This window comes from Streptomyces sp. NPDC051677, assembly GCF_044453465.1.
Classification (GTDB): domain Bacteria; phylum Actinomycetota; class Actinomycetes; order Streptomycetales; family Streptomycetaceae; genus Streptomyces.
Genome location: NZ_JBITCT010000001.1, coordinates 179,406 through 197,741, shown reverse-complemented (window position 1 = coordinate 197,741; position 18,336 = coordinate 179,406). Strand labels below are relative to the sequence as shown.

The window sequence follows — 18,336 nt, the reverse complement described above, 5'->3', positions numbered from 1 at the left end:
GACGTCAAATCCTTGGTATGGCCGCCCTCCAGACGGCGGCTGCCCTCGGCTTCACCCGCGTAGGACTCCAGTCCGCCCAGGCGGCCGAGCCCGCCGCCGTCGAATCCGCCCCCGCCATCGTCGTCGGCTCCGGCTACGGCGCCGCGGTCGCCGCCCTGCGCCTCGGCCAGGCCGGCATCCGCACCCTCGTCCTGGAGATGGGCCGGCTGTGGAACACCGCCGGCGCCGACGGCAAGGTCTTCTGCAACACCGCCAACCCCGACCAGCGGTCCATGTGGTTCCGCACCCGCACCGAAGCGCCCCTGGCCACCTTCCTGTGGCTGGACGTCGTCAACAAGGACATCAGCCTCTACCCCGGCGTCCTGGACCGGGTGCACTTCGGCGACATGTCCGTCTTCGTGGGCCGCGGCGTCGGCGGCGGCTCCCTGGTCAACGGCTCGATGGCCGTCACCCCGCTCCAGTCCTACTTCGCCGAGCAGTTCCCCACCGTCGACGCGAGCGAGATGTACTCCACGTACTTCCCGCGCGCCCGCGCCATGCTCGGCGTCAACAGCGTCGACCCCGCCTGGTTCGAGTCGACCGAGTGGTACCAGTTCACCCGCGTCTCCCGGAAACACGCGGCGAACACCGGCCTGAAGACCACCTTCGTGCCCAGCGTCTACGACTTCGGCTACATGCAGCGCGAAGCCGCCGGAACCGCCGTCAAGTCCGCCCTCGGCCAGGAGGTCATCTACGGCAACAACAACGGCAAACGCAGCCTCGACAAGACGTATCTGGCGTCAGCGCTCGGCACCGGCAACGTCACGATCCACACCATGGAGAAGGTGCGCGGGATCAGCCGGGCGAGCGACGGCACGTACCTCCTGACCGCCGACCGCATCGACGTCACCGGCAAGGTCGTCGAGACCAAGCAGTACGGCTGCACCTACCTCTTCCTCGGCGGCGGCAGCCTCGGGACCAGCGAACTCCTCGTCCGGGCGCGGGACACGGGCACACTGCCCGCGCTGAACGCATCCGTCGGCGCCGGCTGGGGCCCCAACGGGAACGTCATGCTCGGGCGGGCCAACCACCTGTGGGACACCGTCGGCGCCAACCAGTCGACCATGCCGGTCATGGGCATCGACGACTGGGCCAACACCGCCAACCCGGTCTTCGCGGAGATCGCCCCGCTGCCCACGGGACTCGAACACTGGGTCAGCCTCTACCTGGCGATCACCAAGAACCCGCAGCGGGCGGCGTTCACGTACGACGCCGCCTCCGGCGGGGTGAAGCTCGGCTGGAGCGCCGCGCAGAGCGCCGTCTCCGTGAGCATGGCGAAGAAACTGTTCGACCGGATCAACTCGGCGAACTCCACCATCTACCGGTACGACCTGTTCGGCTCCGGCAACAAGATCTTCGCCGACGACTTCACCTACCACCCGCTCGGCGGCTGCGTGTTGGGGAAGGCGACCGACGACTACGGCCGGGTGAAGGGGTATTCGAGGCTCTACGTCACCGACGGCTCGCTGGTGCCCGGAAACATCGGGGTGAACCCGTTCGTCACGATCACCGCGCTCGCCGAACGCACCATGGCGCGGGTCCTCGCCGAGGACACCGCGCCATGACGTTCCGTCAGCAGCCTTTCAGGGGCCGCTACTTGGCGTAGATCGCCTCGATCTCGCCCGCGTAGTCCTTCGCCACCACGTTGCGCTTGAGCTTCAGCGACGGCGTGAGATGGCCCGAGTCCTCCGTGAACTGGGAGGAGAGAATGCGGAACTTCCGCACCGATTCCGCCTTCGAGACCGCGGCGTTGCCGTCGTCGATCGCCGACTGGATGGCGGCCTGAAGGTCGGCATCGTCGCGCAGCGACGCCGCGGTCGAATCCGTCGGCTTGCCGTGGTCGGCGGCCCAACGGCCCAGGAACTCCTCGTCGATGGTGACCAGCGCGCCCACGAACGGCCGTCCGTCGCCCACCACCATGCACTCCGCGACCAGCGCGTGCGCGCGGATGCGGTCCTCGATCACGGCCGGGGCGACGTTCTTGCCGCCCGCGGTGACGATGATCTCCTTCTTGCGGCCGGTGATGCGGAGGTAGCCGTCCTCGTCGAGGGTGCCGATGTCACCGGTGTGGAACCAGCCGTCGGCCAGCGCCTCGGCGGTCGCGCCCGGGTTGTTCCAGTACCCCTTGAACAGGTGCTCGCCGTGCAGCAGCACCTCGCCGTCGTCCGCGATCCGCACCACCGAGCCCGGCAGCGGCTGCCCGACCGTGCCGATCTTCTGCCGGTCCCAGGGGTTGAACGCCGTCGCGGCACAGGACTCCGTCAGGCCGTAGCCCTCCAGCACGGTGAAGCCGATGCCGCGGAAGAAGTGACCGAGGCGCTCGCCCAGCGGGGCTCCGCCGGAGATGGCGTACTCGCCCTTGCCGCCGAGCACCGCGCGCAGCTTGCTGTAGACCAGCTTGTCGAAGACCTTGTGCTTGATCTTCAGAGCGAGCGGCGGGCCCGCCGGGAGCTCCAGCGCCTTGCTGTACGCGATCGCGGTGTCCGCCGCCTTGTCGAAGATCGCGCCCTTGCCGTCCGCCTGCGCCTTGGCGCGTGCGCTGTTGTACACCTTCTCGAAGACCCGCGGCACGCCCAGGATCAGCGTCGGCCGGAAGGACGCCAGCTCGTCGGTGAGGTTCTTGATGTCCGGGACGGTGCCCAGCTTGATCGGCGCCATCATCGGGGCGATCTGCACCAGCCGGCCGAAGACGTGCGCGAGCGGCAGGAAGAGCAGCACGCTGCACTCACCGGTGCGGAACAGCGGCCGCAGGCGTTCCACGACGTTTCCGCACTCGGCGAAGAAACTGCGGTGCGTCAGCACACAGCCCTTGGGCCGGCCGGTCGTGCCGGACGTGTAGACGATGGTCGCCGGATCGTCGGCCTTGGCCTGCGAGCTGCGCTCCTCGACGGCCTGGTCGGAGACGTCCTGGCCGAGCCGCCCGAGCTCCTCGACGCCGCCTCCCTCGATCTGCCACACGTGCTTCAGCGCGGGCAGCGAGTCACGCACCGACTCGACGGCCGCCGCGTGGCTGTCCAGCTCGACGACGATCGCCGTCGCCCCCGAGTCGGAGAGGATCCACTGCACCTGCTCCGGCGAGCTGGTCTCGTACACCGGCACGGTGACCGCGCCGGCGCACCAGATCGCGAAGTCGAGCAGCGTCCACTCGTAGCGGGTGCGCGACATCAGGCCGACCCGGTCGCCGGCCTGCACGCCGGAGGCGATGAGGCCCTTGGCCGCGGCGTGCACCTCGGCCAGGAAGGCCGTGGCCGTCACGTCCTGCCAGGCGCCTCCCACCTTGCGGGCGATGACGGCGACGTCGGGATGCTGCGCGGCGTTTCTGCGGACGATGTCGGTCAGATTGCCGTCCGCAGGGACCTCGTACAAAGCCGGAAGGCTGAACTCGCGCAAGACTGCTGCTCCTCATAGGGCGCCGGCGCCACGACGTTGTGCGATGCGACGGTGCGGTCCAAGGCTCGGGCGTGTGCTCGGGACTCGTGGATCTCGGTGGTTGAAATCCAGAGCACGACTGGACTGCCCGGACGTTACCCGCCGGTATGGCCTCTTCGACAGGGGGGTCCGACGAGATGTTCGCTGCGTCACACAGATTGGTGTTTCCCGGCTGACAGTAGTCCACCGCTTTACTGACTGGCCAGTAACCGGTATTCCGGCCGCCACTGTTCACGTATGCCGCACACGCCTACCCTTGATCGCCATGGCATCCACACCGTCCGGAAACCACAGAACACGCATTCACGTGGTCAGCGACGTGCACGGCAACGCGCGCGACCTGGCCCGGGCCGGGGAGGGCGCGGACGCGCTGATCTGTCTGGGCGACCTGGTGCTGTTCCTGGACTACGCCGACCACTCGCGCGGCATCTTCCCCGACCTCTTCGGCGAGGAGAACGCCGACCTCATCGTGGAACTGCGCACCGCCCGCCGCTTCGAGGAGGCCCGCGAACTCGGCGCCCGGCTGTGGGGCGGCATCGGCGGCGACCGGGCCGCACTCATCGAGAAGGCCGTCCGCAAGCAGTACGCCGAGATGTTCACGGCGTTCCCCACTCCGACGTATGCGACCTACGGCAACGTCGACATCCCCCAGCTGTGGCCCGAGTTCGCCGGACCGGGCACGACCGTCCTCGACGGCGAGCGCGTGGAGATCGGCGGCCGCGTCTTCGGCTTCGTGGGCGGCGGACTGAAGACGCCCATGCGCACCCCGTACGAGATCAGCGACGAGGAGTACGCCGCGAAGATCGAGGCCGTCGGCGAGGTCGACGTCCTGTGCACCCACATCCCGCCCGAGGTGCCCGAACTCGTCTACGACACCGTGGCGCGCCGCTTCGAACGGGGCAGCCGCGCCCTGCTGGACGCCATCCGCCGCACCCGGCCCCGCTACTCGCTCTTCGGCCACGTCCACCAGCCGCTCGCCCGCCGGATGCGCATCGGGTCGACCGAGTGCGTCAACGTGGGGCACTTCGCGGGAAGCGGCAAGCCGTGGGCGCTGGAGTGGTGAGACTCCGGGTGAAGGAGGCTGGTCGGCCGCGCGGTAGCCTTCACGCTGCACACACGTACACGTACCGGCCCGCATCTGGAGGAGCCACCGCGATGGCGGAACACACCAGCTCGAGCATCACGATCGAGGCGGCACCGGCCGACGTCATGGCGGTGATCGCCGACTTCGCCCGCTACCCGGACTGGACCGGAGAGGTGAAGCAGGCCGAGGTCCTCGAGACGGACGAGCGCGGCCGCGCCGAGCAGGTCCGCCTCGTCATGGACGCCGGCGCCATCAAGGACGACCAGGTCCTCGGCTACACCTGGACCGGTGAGCACGAGGTGTCCTGGACCCTGGTGAAGTCCCAGATGCTGCGCCAGCTCGACGGCTCCTACCTCCTCAAGCCGGCCGGCGCGGGCGCGACCGAGGTCACCTACCAGCTGACCGTGGACGTCAAGATCCCCATGCTGGGCATGATCAAGCGCAAGGCCGAGAAGGTCATCATCGACCGAGCCCTGGCAGGCCTGAAGAAGCGCGTGGAGTCGGGGGAGAAGTAGGCGACTCCGCCTTCGGTTCCTTCTTCGGTTCCTTTTGGGGCACGGCCGAGCACCATCAGCCCGTCTGGGGGCGCCCCCTCCGGGGGAGCTTGAGGACGAGGCCCCTCAAGGGCCGAAGCGGGGTCTGGGGGCGCAGCCCCAGGACGATACGACCGGTACCGTTCACCCCCATGCGCACCCTCCTGATCACCGGCCCCGGCGGCAGCGGCCGTACGACGATCGCGGCCGCCACCGCACACCACGCAGCCGCCGGAGGCACCCGCACGCTCGTCCTCAGCGCCGACCGCACCGACACCCTCGGCGCCGCGCTCGGCGTGCGCACCGGAGCGAACCCCACCAGGGTCACCCCCCACCTCACCGCCTGGCGGCCCGACGCGGCGGCCGGCTTCCGGGACGACCTGGCCGGCTTCCAGGACCGCGCCGCCACCGTCCTCGACCTGCTCGGCGCCTCCCGGCTCGACCCGGAGGAGGTCACCCCCCTCCCCGGCGCCGAGGAGCTCACCCTCCTGCGCGCCCTGCGCGACGCCGCCCTCGCCGACGGCGAGGACCGTCACGAACTCCTCGTCGTCGACCTGCCGCCCGTCCCGCAGGCCCTCGCCCTGCTGGCCCTCCCGGAGGAGCTGCGTCGCTACCTGCGCCGCCTCCTCCCGCCGGAACGGCAGGCCGCCCGCGCCCTGCGCCCCATGCTCGGCCGGCTCGCCGGCGTGCCGATGCCCGCCGAGTGGCTGTACGAGACGACCGCCCGCTGGGACCTGGAGCTGGCCGCCGTCGAGGCCGTCCTCGCCGACCCCGACACCGCCGTCCGCCTCGTCGCCGAGCCGGGACCGGCCGGCGCCGACGCCGTCCGCGACGCCCGGCTCGGCCTCGCCCTGCGCGCCCTGCCCGTCGAGTCCCTCGTCGCCAACCGCGTCCTGCCGGAGACGGCCGCCGACGACGGCCCCCTCGGCAGGCTCGTCACCCAGCAGCACAAGGCCCTCGGGGAGTGGGGCGGGACGGCGCGGCCCGTCGCCCACCTCGGGCACGACCCCCGCGGCGCCGACGACCTCACCGCGCTCGCGGCGCCCGCCGTCAACCCGGCGACCTCCCCGGTCGAGTGGCCCGTCGCCGACCGGCTCGCGCAGGACGGCGTGCTCGTCTGGCGCCTCCCGCTGCCCGGCGCCATACGCGATGACCTCGACCTCGTCCGCCGCGGCGACGAACTCGTCGTCGCCGCCGGCCCCTTCCGCCGCATCGTCGCGCTGCCCTCCGTCCTGCGCCGCTGCACCGTCGACGGCGCCGCCCTGCGCGACGGGGAGCTGTGCGTGCGGTTCGCACCCGACCCCGACCTGTGGCCGCAGGCACGAGGAACCGCGGCACGATGAACGACGTACCGCCGTTCGGGTAACGTCGTAAGAACGAGCCGTCATCAGGCGTCGTCCACCAGGAGTCGTCAGGAGTCCGCCATGAGCGAAGAGCGTCCCACGCCCGACGCCGCCGGGGAGCCCGCCGGAACAGAGCACACCGACGACGGGCCTCGCGCGAGCGACGCCGACGCCTGGGCCACCGCCGCCGCCGAGGACCTGGCCGCGGAGAAGGCCCGCCGCCGCGCCGAGTACGGCCCGCCCCAGGGCTCGGCCGCCGAGGAACTGCGCAGGCTCGTCGACGCGGTCGGCGAGAAACTGTCGTCGATCCAGTCCCCGCTCCTCGGAGCGGTCGCCGGGCCCGCCGCCCAGCAGGTGGTCCGCCAGGTCGTCCAGCAGGCCAAGGCCGCCGTGGAACCCGTCATCGAGCGCAACCCGGACGTCTTCGACCACCTCGCGGCGGCCGGCACCGAGCTCCTCGCCGCGTACCGCTCCGCCGTCCAGACCCAGGAACGACGCTGGACGACCGGACCGGACGACCCGCGCGACGACCCCCGCCGCGACGGCGGCGACGACACCGGTCCCGGCCAGCGCATCGACTTGGACTGAGGCCCTCCCACGGCAGGGCCTCGGGTACGGTTGGCCGTAGCGGGGCTCGACCGAAACTGAGGGATTCATGGGACTCACCATCGGCGTCGACATCGGCGGCACGAAGATCGCGGCCGGCGTGGTCGACGAGGAAGGCAACATCCTCTCGACCCACAAGGTGCCGACCCCGGGCACGCCGGAGGGCATCGTGGACGCCATCGCCTCGGCGGTGGAGGGCGCACGCGTCGGGCACCAGATCGTCGGCGTCGGCATCGGCGCCGCCGGATACGTCAACCGTCAGCGCTCCGAGGTCTACTTCGCGCCCAACATCCACTGGCGCAACGAGCCGCTGAAGGAGAAGGTCGAGGCCCGCGTAGGCCTCCCCGTCGTCGTGGAGAACGACGCCAACGCCGCCGCCTGGGGCGAGTACAAGTTCGGCGCCGGCAAGGGCCACCGCAACGTCATCTGCATCACCCTCGGCACCGGCCTCGGCGGCGGCATCATCATCGGCAACAAGCTGCGCCGCGGCCACTTCGGCGTCGCCGCCGAGTTCGGCCACATCCGCATGGTGCCGGACGGCCTGCTGTGCGGCTGCGGCTCGCAGGGCTGCTGGGAGCAGTACGCCTCCGGCCGCGCCCTCGTCCGCTACGCCAAGCAGCGCGCCAACGCCACCCCGGAGAACGCCGAGCTGCTGCTCGGCCTGGGCGACGGCAGCCCCGAGGGCATCGAGGGCAAGCACATCTCCATGGCCGCTCGCCAGGGCGACCCGGTCGCCGTCGACTCCTACCGCGAGCTCGCCCGCTGGGCCGGCGCCGGACTCGCCGACCTGGCCTCCCTCTTCGACCCGTCCGCCTTCATCGTCGGCGGCGGCCTCTCCGACGAGGGCGAACTGGTCCTCGACCCGATCCGCAAGTCCTACAAGCGCTGGCTGGTCGGCGGCAACTGGCGCCCGGTCGCCGAGGTGATCGCCGCCCAACTCGGCAACGAGGCAGGCCTGGTCGGCGCAGCGGACCTGGCAAGAGAGCCCGACCCCATCATGTGACGGCCGCCCAGGGGCGCGGGGTTGTACAAACGTGCGGCTCCGCACACCAACCTCGCGCCTCCAGCCATCGGGCGTAAATTGATCACCATGACGCTGCTCCCCAGCTCCCGCACCGAGCCCGACGGTTCCGCCGTCATCCGCGTCCTGAGCTACAACATCCGCTCCATGAGGGACGACACCGACGCCCTCGCCCGCGTCATCACCGCCTGCGCCCCCGACCTGGTCCTCGTCCAGGAATCCCCGATCTTCTTCCGCTGGCGCAAGAAACTGGCCCGCCTCGCCTCAGCCACCGGCCAGGTGATCCTCACCGGCGGCGGCACGGCCGCGGGCCCCGCGATCCTCTGCTCGCTCCGGGCGACCGTCGAACGCACCGAGGACGTCCTGCTGCCCCTCACCCCCGGTGAGTTCCGCCGCGGTCTCGCCACCGCCGTGGTCCGCTTCGGGGACGCCCGCCTGGGCGTCGTCAGCTGCCACCTCAGCCTCCGCGAGGACGAGCGCTACGACCAGGGCGGCATGCTCCTCGACCGGCTCGCCGGGATGGGCGTGGAGCACGCGGTCGCGGGCGGCGACATCAACGAGAGACCCGAGGGACGCGCCTTCGCCCGCCTGTCCACCGCCCTGAGGGACTGCCGCACCGCCGCCCCCTGGGGCGCCGAGCGCACCTTCCCGGCCACCGGACCGACCCGCCGCATCGACGGAATCTTCGTGACGAAGGGCGTGGAGGTACTGGGCTGCGGGGTGCCCCTCGGCCTGCCGGGCATCGCCGAGAGCGACTTGAGGACGGCCACGGACCACCTCCCGGTCCTCGCCGCCCTCAGAATCCCCACCAGTTAGCCGCCCCGCGTCAGCCGTCCCGCGTCAGCCGTCCCGCGTCAGCCGTCCCGCGTCAGCCGTCCCGCGTCAGCCGTCCCGCGTCAGCCGTCCCGCGTCAGCCGTCCCGCGTCCGCCCTGCGTCAGCCGTCCCGCGTCCGCCCTGCGTCAGCCGTCCCGCGTCCGCCCTGCGTCAGCCGCCCTGCGTCAGCCGCCCTGCGTCCGCCCTGCGTCCGCCCTGCGTCAGCCGCCCTGCGTCAGCCGCCCCGCGTCAGACAACCGCCGCCTGACACCCCGCGTCAGACGACTGCCGCCTGACACCCCGCGTCAGACGACCGCCGTCCGACGGCTGCCTCAGACGACGGCTCCCCGCCCCGGATCCCCTTCGTCCTCGTCGTCCGTCCGCATCCGCATCACCAGCGTGGCGAACCCGCCGAGGAAGCCGCCGATGCCGACGGTGGACAGCCACCACGTCATCTCCCAGCCCAGCAGCACCGCGAGCAGCAGCAGCACCGGCCCGCCGATCACCCCGAGCCAGGCGAACTTGGCCGTGGTGTCGGCGGCGGGCAGCGGCGGCGGCTCCGGCGGGACGAAGTGACCCTCGTCGTCCTCGTCGAAGTCCTCCTCCGCAGGCTCGGGTGCCGTGTAGTCGCGCGGACCGACGCCGGGCGCGAAGGCGATCGAGCTGCCCAGCGGCTTGGCCGGCCCCTTCTCCTCGCCAGGCTCCTGCTCGGGCTCTTTGCCGGGCTCTTTGCCGGGCTCGGCGCCGGCGTCCGCCCCGGACTCCTCGTCGTTCGTCCCGACCTCGAGGAGCGCCAGGTCCTCGATCGACTTGAACGGCTTCGCCCCCGGCGGGTCCGGCGGCTCCTCGCCGTACCCCGCGACGATCGCCGCCCACGCGGCGTCCTCGTCGAAGGGCACGTTCTGTTCCTGCGACTCGCGGCCCTCCCGGCCCTCCTGGCCCTCCCGGCCGTCCCGCTCGTCCCGGTTCTCCCGGTCCTCGCGGTCGGAGTCGTGCTCAGCCACCTACGGCCGTCCCTTCCTTGCCGACACTGGGCGCGATCCGGGCGATGAACGCGTAGCTCTCCTCGAAGATCCGGTCCGCATCGAGGTCCAACGTTGCCACGTGGTAGCTCTGTTCCAGCAGGATCTCGGTCACGTCCGTCGACGACACCCGGCTGAGGATCCGGGCCGAGTCGGCCGGCGGCACGACATGGTCGCGCACGCTGTGCAGGAGCAGCAGCGGCTGGGTGACCTGTGGCAGCTCGGCGTCGACCAGGCGCAGGAAGGTGCGCAGGGAGTACGCCGAGTGCAGCGGCACCCGGTCGTAACCGGTCTCCAGGACGCCCTCCTTCGCGATGTCGCTGGTGATCCCCTTCGTCGTCCGCACGACATGCCGGGCCACCGGAAGGGCATACGGGGACAGGCCGTGCAGCTTGTTCGACGGGTTGACGACGATGACGCCCTCGACTCCGCCCGTGCCCTCGCCGTGCTTCGCGGCCAGCCGCAGGGCCAGCGTGGCGCCCATCGACAGGCCGGCCACGAACACGCGCGTGCAGCGGTTGCGCAGGGCGCGCAGCTCGCGGTCCACCTCCGCGTACCAGTCCTGCCAGCCGGTGAGCGCCATGTCCTCCCAGCGCGTGCCGTGCCCCGGCAGCAGGGGCAGCGAGACGGTCAGGCCCTGCCCGGCCAGGTGACGCGCCCAGGGGCGCAGCGACTGCGGGGAACCGGTGAAACCGTGACAGAGGAGGACCCCGACCTCCCCGCCGTCATGGCGGTACGGCTCGGCTCCAGGAAGGACCGGCAACTTCGGTCTCCTGTTCTTCGTCTGTTCTTCGTGGGAGGGACGTGTGCTTCACCGTACGCGACCCCACTGACACCGACCAGGGTCGTCGGAGCCTTTGCCGGGACTCCGGGATAAGGTCTGATGACACACACAGGAGGCACTCGGTTGTTGTACGGCGCGATGAAGGTCGCTATCGGGGGACCGCTGAAGGTCACCTTCCGGCCCTGGGTGGAAGGCCTCGAGAACATTCCCGCCGAGGGCCCCGCGATCCTGGCGAGCAACCACCTGTCCTTCTCGGACTCGTTCTTCCTGCCGGCGGTCCTCGACCGCAAGGTCACGTTCATCGCGAAGGCCGAGTACTTCACCACGCCCGGTGTGAAGGGGCGGCTGACGGCGGCGTTCTTCAAGGGCGTCGGCCAGCTCCCGGTGGACCGCTCGGGCGGGCGCGGCGCCGGTGAGGCCGCCGTCAGGAGCGGCATCGAGGTGCTGGAGCGCGGCGAACTGTTCGGCATCTACCCGGAGGGCACCCGCTCGCCCGACGGCCGTCTCTACCGCGGCAAGCCGGGCGGCCTCGCGCGCGTGGCGCTCGCCACCGGCGCGCCCGTGATACCGGTCGCCATGATCGACACCGAGAAGATCCAGCCCCCGGGGAAGGTCCTGCCGAAGGTCATGCGGCCCGGCATCCGCATCGGCAGGCCGCTGGACTTCAGCCGCTACCAGGGCATGGACCACGACCGCTTCGTGCTGCGCGCGCTGACCGACGAGGTCATGTACGAGATCATGAAGCTGTCCGGTCAGGAGTACGTCGACATGTACGCGACCGCCGCGAAGCGGCAGATGGCGGACGCGGCGAAGGCCGACAAGGAAGCGGAGAAGGCCGCGAAGGCGGCCCTCGCGCAGGCCGAGAAGGAACGGGCCGCGAAGGAACTGGCCGAGATGGAACGGGCCGAGGAAGCGCAGGCCGAGGAAGAACTGGCCGACGAGGAACAGGCCGACGAGGAACAGGCCGGGGAAGCACAGGCCGAGAAGGAACAAGAGCGGTAGTCGGCGCTCCGGGGGCGGGGGGACTGGACGGATGGCCAGGCGCGAAAAAGTCATGAGGATGTCGGTCGAGCTGCCGCTGTGGCGTGCGCTCGCCGCCTACCGGGTGCTGACGATGCTGTACGCGGTCGGCCTGTTCGCCACCGCCTTCGACGACTACGACCGGCCCGGCGTCGCCATCGCCTACTACGTCGTCCTGTTCGGGTGGACGCTCGCCACCCTGCCCCGGGTGCAGAACGCGGCGGCCTGCACCAAGCGCTTCCTCACCCTCGACCTCGCCGTCGCGCTCATCGGGATCGTCCTGACCCCGCTGGTCGCCAACGCCCAGCACATCCAGGACGGCGGCCCCACCCTGCCGTCGATATGGACGGCCGGGTCGGTCCTCGCGTTCGCCATCAAGGGCGGCTGGCGCTGGGCCGTGTTCGCCTCCACGCCCGTCGCCGCCGCCAACCTGATCGAGCGCGGTCACCCGGCCCGCGACACCGTCCACAACGTGATCCTCGTCTGGGTCGCCTCCATCGCCATCGGCTACGTCGTCGAGGTCGCCCGCGCCTCCGAGCGCACCCTCGCCCGCGCCCTGGAGATCGAGGCCGCGACGCGGGAACGGGAGCGGCTCGCCCGGGACATCCACGACGGCGTGCTCCAGGTGCTGGCGATGGTGCAGCGGCGCGGCGCGGTCCTGGGCGGCGACGCGGCCGAACTGGGCCGGATGGCCGGCGAGCAGGAGGTCGCGCTGCGCACGCTCGTCTCCGGCGGGCTGCTGCCGGTCTCCCGGGTGTCGGAGGACGAGGCCGAGGGGGCCGTCGTCCGCGTGGTGGACGAGGACACCGACGACGACGCGAGCGCGCCCGTCGACCTGCGCACGCTGCTCGCCCCCTTCGCCGCCGCCCGCGTCAACCTCGCCGAGCCCGGCGCGCCGGTGCTGCTGCCCGCGCCCGCCGCACGGGAGCTGGCCGCCGCCGTCCGGGCCGCCCTGGACAACGTCCGCCGGCACGCGGGGGAGGACGCCCGGGCCTGGATCCTGGTCGAGGACGAGCCGGACGAAGTGATCGTCACCGTGCGGGACGACGGGCCCGGCATCCCGGAGGGGCGGCTCGCGCAGGCCGAGGGCGAGGGGCGGCTCGGGGTCGCCCAGTCGATCCGGGGCCGGCTGCGCGACCTGGGCGGCAGCGCCGAGCTGGTCTCGACACCGGGGCAGGGCACCGAGGTCGAGCTGACGGTGCCGAAGGAAACGAACGTGAAGCGGGGGAAGGCGGGACGGCGATGAGTGAAGACAAGCGCGGAGAACAGGGCCTGATCAAGGTCATGGTGGTCGACGACCACCCCATGTGGCGCGACGCGGTCGCCCGGGACCTGGCGGAGTCCGGCTTCGACGTGGTCGCCACCGCCGGCGACGGCGAGCAGGCCGTGCGCCGGGCCAGGGCCACCACGCCCGACGTGCTGGTGCTGGACCTGAACCTGCCCGCGAAGCCGGGCGTCCAGGTGTGCAAGGAGGTCGTCGCCGCCAACCCGGCCCTGCGGGTGCTGGTGCTGTCGGCGAGCGGCGAGCACGCCGACGTGCTGGAGGCGGTGAAGTCCGGCGCGACCGGCTACCTGCTGAAGTCGGCGTCCACGGAGGAACTGCTGGACGCGGTGCGCCGCACGGCCGTCGGCGACCCCGTCTTCACGCCGGGTCTGGCCGGACTGGTCCTCGGCGAGTACCGCCGGCTCGCCTCCGACCCCGGTCCCGCCGCCGGCGACGAACCCGACGCGCCCCGGCTCACCGACCGCGAGACCGAGGTGCTGCGCCTGGTCGCCAAGGGCCTGAGCTACAAGCAGATCGCCGAACGTCTCGTCATCTCCCACCGCACGGTCCAGAACCACGTCCAGAACACCCTCGGCAAGCTGCAACTGCACAACCGGGTGGAACTGGTCCGGTACGCCCTTGAGCGAGGTCTCGACGACGAGTGAGGGGCGCGCGACACTGACTCCTCGTCAGGCAGTCATGGCTCACGGTCGTGACTCACGGCGAAGGGACCCGTCCATGCGCGTCGGAGTACTGACCGGAGGCGGGGACTGCCCCGGCCTCAACGCCGTCATCCGGGCCGTCGTCCGCAAGGGCGTCCAGAGCTACGGCCACGAGTTCGTCGGCTTCCGGGACGGCTGGCGGGGTCTCCTCGACGGGAGGACGGTCCGCCTCGACATCCCCGCCGTGCGCGGCATCCTGCCCCGCGGCGGCACGATCCTCGGCTCCTCGCGGACCAACCCCCTCAAGGAGGAGGACGGCGTCCGCCGTATCAAGGACACCCTCGCCGAACAGCGGGTGGGCGCCCTCGTCACCATCGGCGGCGAGGACACCCTCGGCGTCGCCGCCCGCCTCTACGACGAGTTCGGGGTGCCCTGCGTCGGCGTCCCGAAGACCATCGACAACGACCTGTCGGCCACCGACTACACCTTCGGCTTCGACACCGCCGTCGGCATCGCGACCGAGGCCATCGACCGCCTGCACACCACCGCCGAGTCCCACATGCGGGTCCTCGTCGTGGAGGTGATGGGCCGTCACGCCGGCTGGATCGCCCTCCACTCGGGCCTGGCCGGCGGCGCCAACGTCATCCTCATCCCCGAGCAGCGCTTCGACGTCGAGCAGGTCTGCGCCTGGGTGACCTCCCGCTTCCGGGCGTCGTACGCCCCGATCGTGGTCGTCGCCGAGGGCGCCATGCCGAGGGACGGCGACGTCGTCCTCAAGGACGGCTCGCTGGACTCCTTCGGGCACGTCCGGCTGTCCGGCGTCGGCGAGTGGCTCGCCAAGGAGATCGAGCGCCGGACGGGGAACGAGGCCCGTACGACGGTCCTCGGCCACGTCCAGCGCGGCGGCACCCCGAGCGCCTTCGACCGCTGGCTCGCCACCCGCTTCGGCCTGCACGCCGTCGACGCCGTCCACGAGGGCGACTTCGGCAAGATGGTCGCCCTGCGCGGCACGGACATCGTCCGCGTACCGATCGCGGAGGCGACGGCCAGGCTGAAGACCGTCGACCCGAAGCTGTACACGGAAGTGGGCGTGTTCTTCGGCTGACCTACCGGGCGCGCAGGTGCGTCGCGCGCACCTGCGCGACCAACTCCCGTACGACCGACGCCCCGTTCAGCGTCAGCACCGACTCCGGATGGAACTGCACGCCCGCGAACCCCGGCCCGCGCATCGCGTGCACCTCCCCGTTCGCGGCCCGGCTCACCTCCACGCCGTGCGCGGCCAGCTCCCGCTGCGCCTCGTCGTCGCACCGCGCCACGAAGCTGTTGTAGAACCCGACGGTCTCCGCCCGCCCGAACAGGTCCACGACGGTCTGCGCCCCCTGATACGGCACCTCCTTGCGCACGATGTCCAGCCCCAGCTCCGCCGCGATCAGCTCGTGGCCGAGACAGACCCCGAGGACACCGTCCCGGTGTTCCCGCAGGACGCGGGTCGTCAGCTCCCGCAGGAACCGCATCTTCGGGTCGGCCAGGTCGGACGGGTCGCCGGGACCGGGGCCCAGCACGAGCGGCCCCTCGTGCGCGAGCACCGCCTCCCGCAGCCCGGGCTCGTCGTACCGCCGCACGCTCACGTCGAGGCCGCTCGACCGCAGCACGTGCGCGAGCATCGCCGTGAAGGTGTCCTCGCCGTCGACGACGAGGGCATGCCCGGTCAGTTCCTCGGTCCGCTCCTGCATCCGCAGCCAGAACGGCGCCAGCGAGGCCCGGCGCCCGTCCAGCGCGGCCCGCACCCGGGGGTCGTCGGCCAGCAGGGGACGGGTGTGCTCCGCCGGGGGCCGGCCCGGCCGTACGCCGAGCGCGGCCAGGACGCCCGCCGCCTTCGCGTGCGTCTCGGCGACCTCGCCCGCCGGGTCGGAGCCCCGCACCAGCGTGGCCCCGACCGGCACCCGCAGCCGTCCGGCCGCGTCGATGTCGGCGGTCCGGATGAGGATGGGCGAGTCGAGGGTCTGGGCCCCGCCTGCGTCACGGCCGAGCAGCGCCAGCGCACCCGCGTAGTAGCCCCGTGCGACGCCGTCCCGCCCGAGCGGCTCGTGGCGTTCGATGACCCGGCAGGCGTTCTGCACCGGCGAGCCGGTGACGGTCGCCGCGAACATGGTCTCCTTCAGGACCTCCCGCACATCCAGCGAGGACTTCCCGCGCAGCTCGTACTCGGTGTGCGCGAGATGCGCCATCTCCTTCAGCCGGGGCCCGATCACCACCCCGCCCATGTCCCCGACGGTGCACATCATCTTGAGCTCCTCGTCGACGACCATCGACAGCTCCTCGATCTCCTTGCCGTCGGCGAGGAAGCCGAGCAGATGCTCGGGGGTGGGCCCTTCGGCCGGATACCGGTACGTCCCGCTGATCGGGTTCATGACGACCGTGCCGCCCGACATCCGGACGTGCACCTCCGGGCTGGCCCCGACCAGCGTCCGGTCCCCGGTGTGCACGACGAACGTCCAGTACGCCCCCCGCTCGCCCTCCAGCAGCCGGCGGAACAGCGCGAGCGCGTCGCCCCGGCCGAACCCCGGGATCGCGCCCTCGTACGTTCGCCGGATCACGAAGTTCGCGCCCTCGCCGCGCCCGATCTCGTCCCGCAGCACCCGCCCGACGATCTCCGCGTACTCCTCGTCGGCCACGTCGAAGCCGCCGTCCCGCACGTCGACGTCGTGAGCGGGGAGCTGGGCGAGAGCGTCGGCGAGCGGGATCTCGTGCGACTCCTCGGGGGTGAGGAACGCCAGCGGGGTGCCGTCGTCGCGGACGTCGAAGCCGCGCTCGCGGATCTGCCGGAAGGGGACGAGCGCCAGGCCCTCGTCGGGGAGGTCGGCGAGCCGGTCGTAGGCGCGGACCGGGCCGAGGAACACCTCGACGGTGTTCTCGTCGTGTCCGGGCGTGCGGCGGCGCAGCAGGGCGAACGGGCGGGGATCGTCGAGCAGGTCGAGCAGCTGCATGGGTCCGTTTCCTTCTCGCTGTGAGGTGGAGAGGAACGGACCCCGACAAACGCCGAAGGCCGCCCCCTCGGGCGGCCTTCGCGAAGTCTTGCGTACGCGCAGTCAGTGGGCCGCCGGATGAGCGGTCCACCACCAGTTCTGGGTCGAATGCGCGAACATGCGACGCACCCTACCCCACGCGCAGGTGAGCAGGAGCGTGTCTCACCTGTCGAGCCGTGCGAAAACGACTCGACACGACCCCGTAATGTTGAGGGCGTGACCGTGAACGCTAAGACCAGCGCGAGCGCTGGCAACACCTGGCGAGACCTGCCCGCGGCGCAGCAGCCCGAGTACCCCGACACCGAGGCTCTGCGCGCAGTCGTTGCGGAGCTGGAGTCGTATCCGCCGCTCGTCTTCGCGGGCGAGTGCGACCAGCTGCGCGCCCGGATGGCGGCCGTCGCCAAGGGAGAGGCGTTCCTCCTCCAGGGCGGCGACTGCGCGGAGGCCTTCGACGCAGTGTCGGCCGACCACATCCGCAACAAGCTGAAGACGCTGCTGCAGATGGGCGCGGTGCTGACGTACGCGGCCTCCGTGCCGGTCGTCAAGGTCGGCCGGATCGCCGGCCAGTACTCCAAGCCGCGCTCCAAGGGCACCGAGACCCGCGACGGCGTGACGCTGCCCACCTACCGGGGCGACTCGGTCAACGGCTTCGACTTCAACGAGGCGGCCCGCATCCCGGACCCCGAGCGTCTGAAGCGGATGTACAACGCGTCCGCCTCCACGCTCAACCTGGTGCGCGCCTTCGCCACCGGCGGCTACGCCGACCTGCGCCAGGTGCACGCCTGGAACCAGGACTTCGTGAAGTCGTCCCCGTCCGGCCAGCGCTACGAGCAGCTCGCGCGTGAGATCGACAACGCGCTGAACTTCATGCACGCCTGCGGGACCGACCCGGAGGAGTTCAAGACGGTCGAGTTCTACTCCTCGCACGAGGCGCTGCTGCTCGACTACGAGTCCGCCCTGACCAGGGTCGACTCCCGCACCGGGAAGCTGTACGACGTCTCGGCGCACATGGTGTGGATCGGTGAGCGCACCCGGCAGCTGGACCACGCGCACATCGAGTTCGCCTCGAAGATCCGCAACCCGATCGGCATCAAGCTCGGCCCGACGACCACGGCCGAGGAGGCGCTGCAGTACATCGAGCGCCTCGACCCCGACCGGGAGCCGGGCCGGCTGACGTTCATCGTCCGCATGGGCGCCGACAAGGTCCGCGACAGGCTGCCCGAGCTGGTCGAGAAGGTCACCGCGTCGGGTGCGACCGTGGCGTGGGTGACCGACCCGATGCACGGCAACACCTTCGAGGCGGCCTCCGGTCACAAGACCCGGCGGTTCGACGACGTGCTCGACGAGGTCAAGGGCTTCTTCGAGGTCCACAAGGGCCTCGGGACCCACCCGGGCGGCATCCACGTGGAGCTGACGGGCGACGACGTCACCGAGTGCGTGGGCGGCGGCGACGAGATCTTCGTCGACGACCTCCACCAGCGCTACGAGACGGCCTGCGACCCCCGCCTGAACCGCAGCCAGTCGCTCGACCTGGCGTTCCTCGTGGCGGAGATGTACCGGGACCAGTAGTCGTCGGTCATGGCAATGGGGCGCGGATCACATACGATCCGCGCCCCACTCCACTTTTGCGGTCTCCGAGCGCCGGGTAAGGTTAGGTTAGCCTTATCGATCTCGGCGGGAGGTGAATCC

Annotated in this window: 17 protein-coding genes; 12 read left to right on the top strand and 5 right to left on the bottom strand. The window is 71.4% G+C overall.

Features of this window, described 5'->3' with window-relative positions; all coding sequences use genetic code 11:
• The first annotated feature begins 17 nt into the window (after positions 1–17).
• Complete coding sequence (locus ACIBAF_RS00905; RefSeq protein ID WP_399461322.1) at positions 18–1,604, top strand: GMC oxidoreductase; 1,587 nt, start codon at positions 18–20, stop codon at positions 1,602–1,604.
• 28 nt (positions 1,605–1,632) lie between these two features.
• On the opposite strand, the gene ACIBAF_RS00900 is transcribed toward ACIBAF_RS00905, so the two are convergent.
• Positions 1,633–3,429, bottom strand: a complete 1,797-nt coding sequence (locus ACIBAF_RS00900; RefSeq protein WP_399460951.1) for an AMP-dependent synthetase/ligase — start codon at positions 3,427–3,429, stop codon at positions 1,633–1,635.
• 346 nt (positions 3,430–3,775) lie between these two features.
• Here ACIBAF_RS00900 and ACIBAF_RS00895 point away from each other — a divergent pair, with 346 nt between their 5' ends.
• From ACIBAF_RS00895 to ACIBAF_RS00870, 6 genes are all read left to right on the top strand, one after another.
• Positions 3,776–4,531, top strand: a complete 756-nt coding sequence (locus ACIBAF_RS00895) for a metallophosphoesterase (RefSeq protein ID WP_399461321.1) — start codon at positions 3,776–3,778, stop codon at positions 4,529–4,531.
• A 92-nt stretch (positions 4,532–4,623) separates the two neighbouring features.
• Positions 4,624–5,067 carry an SRPBCC family protein gene (locus ACIBAF_RS00890; protein ID WP_334580846.1) on the top strand — a complete coding sequence of 148 codons (444 nt, stop codon included), beginning with the start codon at positions 4,624–4,626 and terminating at the stop codon, positions 5,065–5,067.
• Between the two features lie 170 nt (positions 5,068–5,237).
• Positions 5,238–6,428, top strand: a complete 1,191-nt coding sequence (locus ACIBAF_RS00885) for an ArsA family ATPase (protein ID WP_399460950.1) — start codon at positions 5,238–5,240, stop codon at positions 6,426–6,428.
• A gap of 81 nt (positions 6,429–6,509) precedes the next feature.
• Complete coding sequence (locus tag ACIBAF_RS00880; protein ID WP_399460949.1) at positions 6,510–7,016, top strand: DUF5304 domain-containing protein; 507 nt, start codon at positions 6,510–6,512, stop codon at positions 7,014–7,016.
• 67 nt (positions 7,017–7,083) lie between these two features.
• Positions 7,084–8,037, top strand: coding sequence for an ROK family glucokinase (locus ACIBAF_RS00875; protein WP_319671897.1), 954 nt, complete (start codon positions 7,084–7,086; stop codon positions 8,035–8,037).
• An 87-nt stretch (positions 8,038–8,124) separates the two neighbouring features.
• A complete protein-coding gene (locus tag ACIBAF_RS00870) occupies positions 8,125–8,871 on the top strand; it encodes an endonuclease/exonuclease/phosphatase family protein (protein WP_399460948.1) in 747 nt (248 codons plus the stop codon).
• Positions 8,872–9,201: 330 nt separating this feature from the next.
• Here the strand turns inward: ACIBAF_RS00870 and ACIBAF_RS00865 are convergent, their stop codons facing one another.
• Entirely contained in the window at positions 9,202–9,873 is a 672-nt protein-coding gene (locus ACIBAF_RS00865; protein ID WP_399460947.1) for a hypothetical protein, read from the bottom strand.
• The gene (locus ACIBAF_RS00860; RefSeq protein ID WP_399460946.1) at positions 9,866–10,654 is read right to left on the bottom strand and encodes an alpha/beta hydrolase; all 789 of its coding nucleotides are present in this window, start codon (positions 10,652–10,654) and stop codon (positions 9,866–9,868) included. The genes ACIBAF_RS00865 and ACIBAF_RS00860 overlap by 8 nt, the downstream gene beginning before the upstream one ends.
• Positions 10,655–10,813: 159 nt before the next feature.
• Between ACIBAF_RS00860 and ACIBAF_RS00855 the strand changes: the two genes are divergently transcribed.
• The 4 genes from ACIBAF_RS00855 (at position 10,814) to ACIBAF_RS00840 (ending at position 14,726) form a co-directional block, all read left to right on the top strand.
• Positions 10,814–11,677 (top strand): lysophospholipid acyltransferase family protein, encoded by an 864-nt coding sequence (locus ACIBAF_RS00855; protein ID WP_399461320.1) that lies wholly within the window; start codon positions 10,814–10,816, stop codon positions 11,675–11,677.
• 31 nt (positions 11,678–11,708) lie between these two features.
• Positions 11,709–12,941: a MacS family sensor histidine kinase gene (macS, locus tag ACIBAF_RS00850; protein WP_399460945.1), complete on the top strand. Its 1,233-nt coding sequence runs from the start codon at positions 11,709–11,711 to the stop codon at positions 12,939–12,941.
• Positions 12,938–13,624, top strand: a complete 687-nt coding sequence (locus ACIBAF_RS00845; protein ID WP_399460944.1) for a response regulator — start codon at positions 12,938–12,940, stop codon at positions 13,622–13,624. The genes macS and ACIBAF_RS00845 overlap by 4 nt, the downstream gene beginning before the upstream one ends.
• Before the next feature lie 73 nt (positions 13,625–13,697).
• Complete coding sequence (locus ACIBAF_RS00840) at positions 13,698–14,726, top strand: 6-phosphofructokinase (protein ID WP_399460943.1); 1,029 nt, start codon at positions 13,698–13,700, stop codon at positions 14,724–14,726.
• A gap of 1 nt (position 14,727) precedes the next feature.
• Here the strand turns inward: ACIBAF_RS00840 and ACIBAF_RS00835 are convergent, their stop codons facing one another.
• Positions 14,728–16,608, bottom strand: coding sequence for an anthranilate synthase family protein (locus ACIBAF_RS00835; RefSeq protein WP_399460942.1), 1,881 nt, complete (start codon positions 16,606–16,608; stop codon positions 14,728–14,730).
• A 102-nt stretch (positions 16,609–16,710) separates the two neighbouring features.
• Positions 16,711–16,767: a trp operon leader peptide gene (locus ACIBAF_RS00830; RefSeq protein WP_071528813.1), complete on the bottom strand. Its 57-nt coding sequence runs from the start codon at positions 16,765–16,767 to the stop codon at positions 16,711–16,713.
• 96 nt (positions 16,768–16,863) lie between these two features.
• Between ACIBAF_RS00830 and ACIBAF_RS00825 the strand changes: the two genes are divergently transcribed.
• Positions 16,864–18,216 (top strand): class II 3-deoxy-7-phosphoheptulonate synthase, encoded by a 1,353-nt coding sequence (locus tag ACIBAF_RS00825; protein WP_399460941.1) that lies wholly within the window; start codon positions 16,864–16,866, stop codon positions 18,214–18,216.
• The last annotated feature ends 120 nt before the right edge of the window (positions 18,217–18,336 follow it).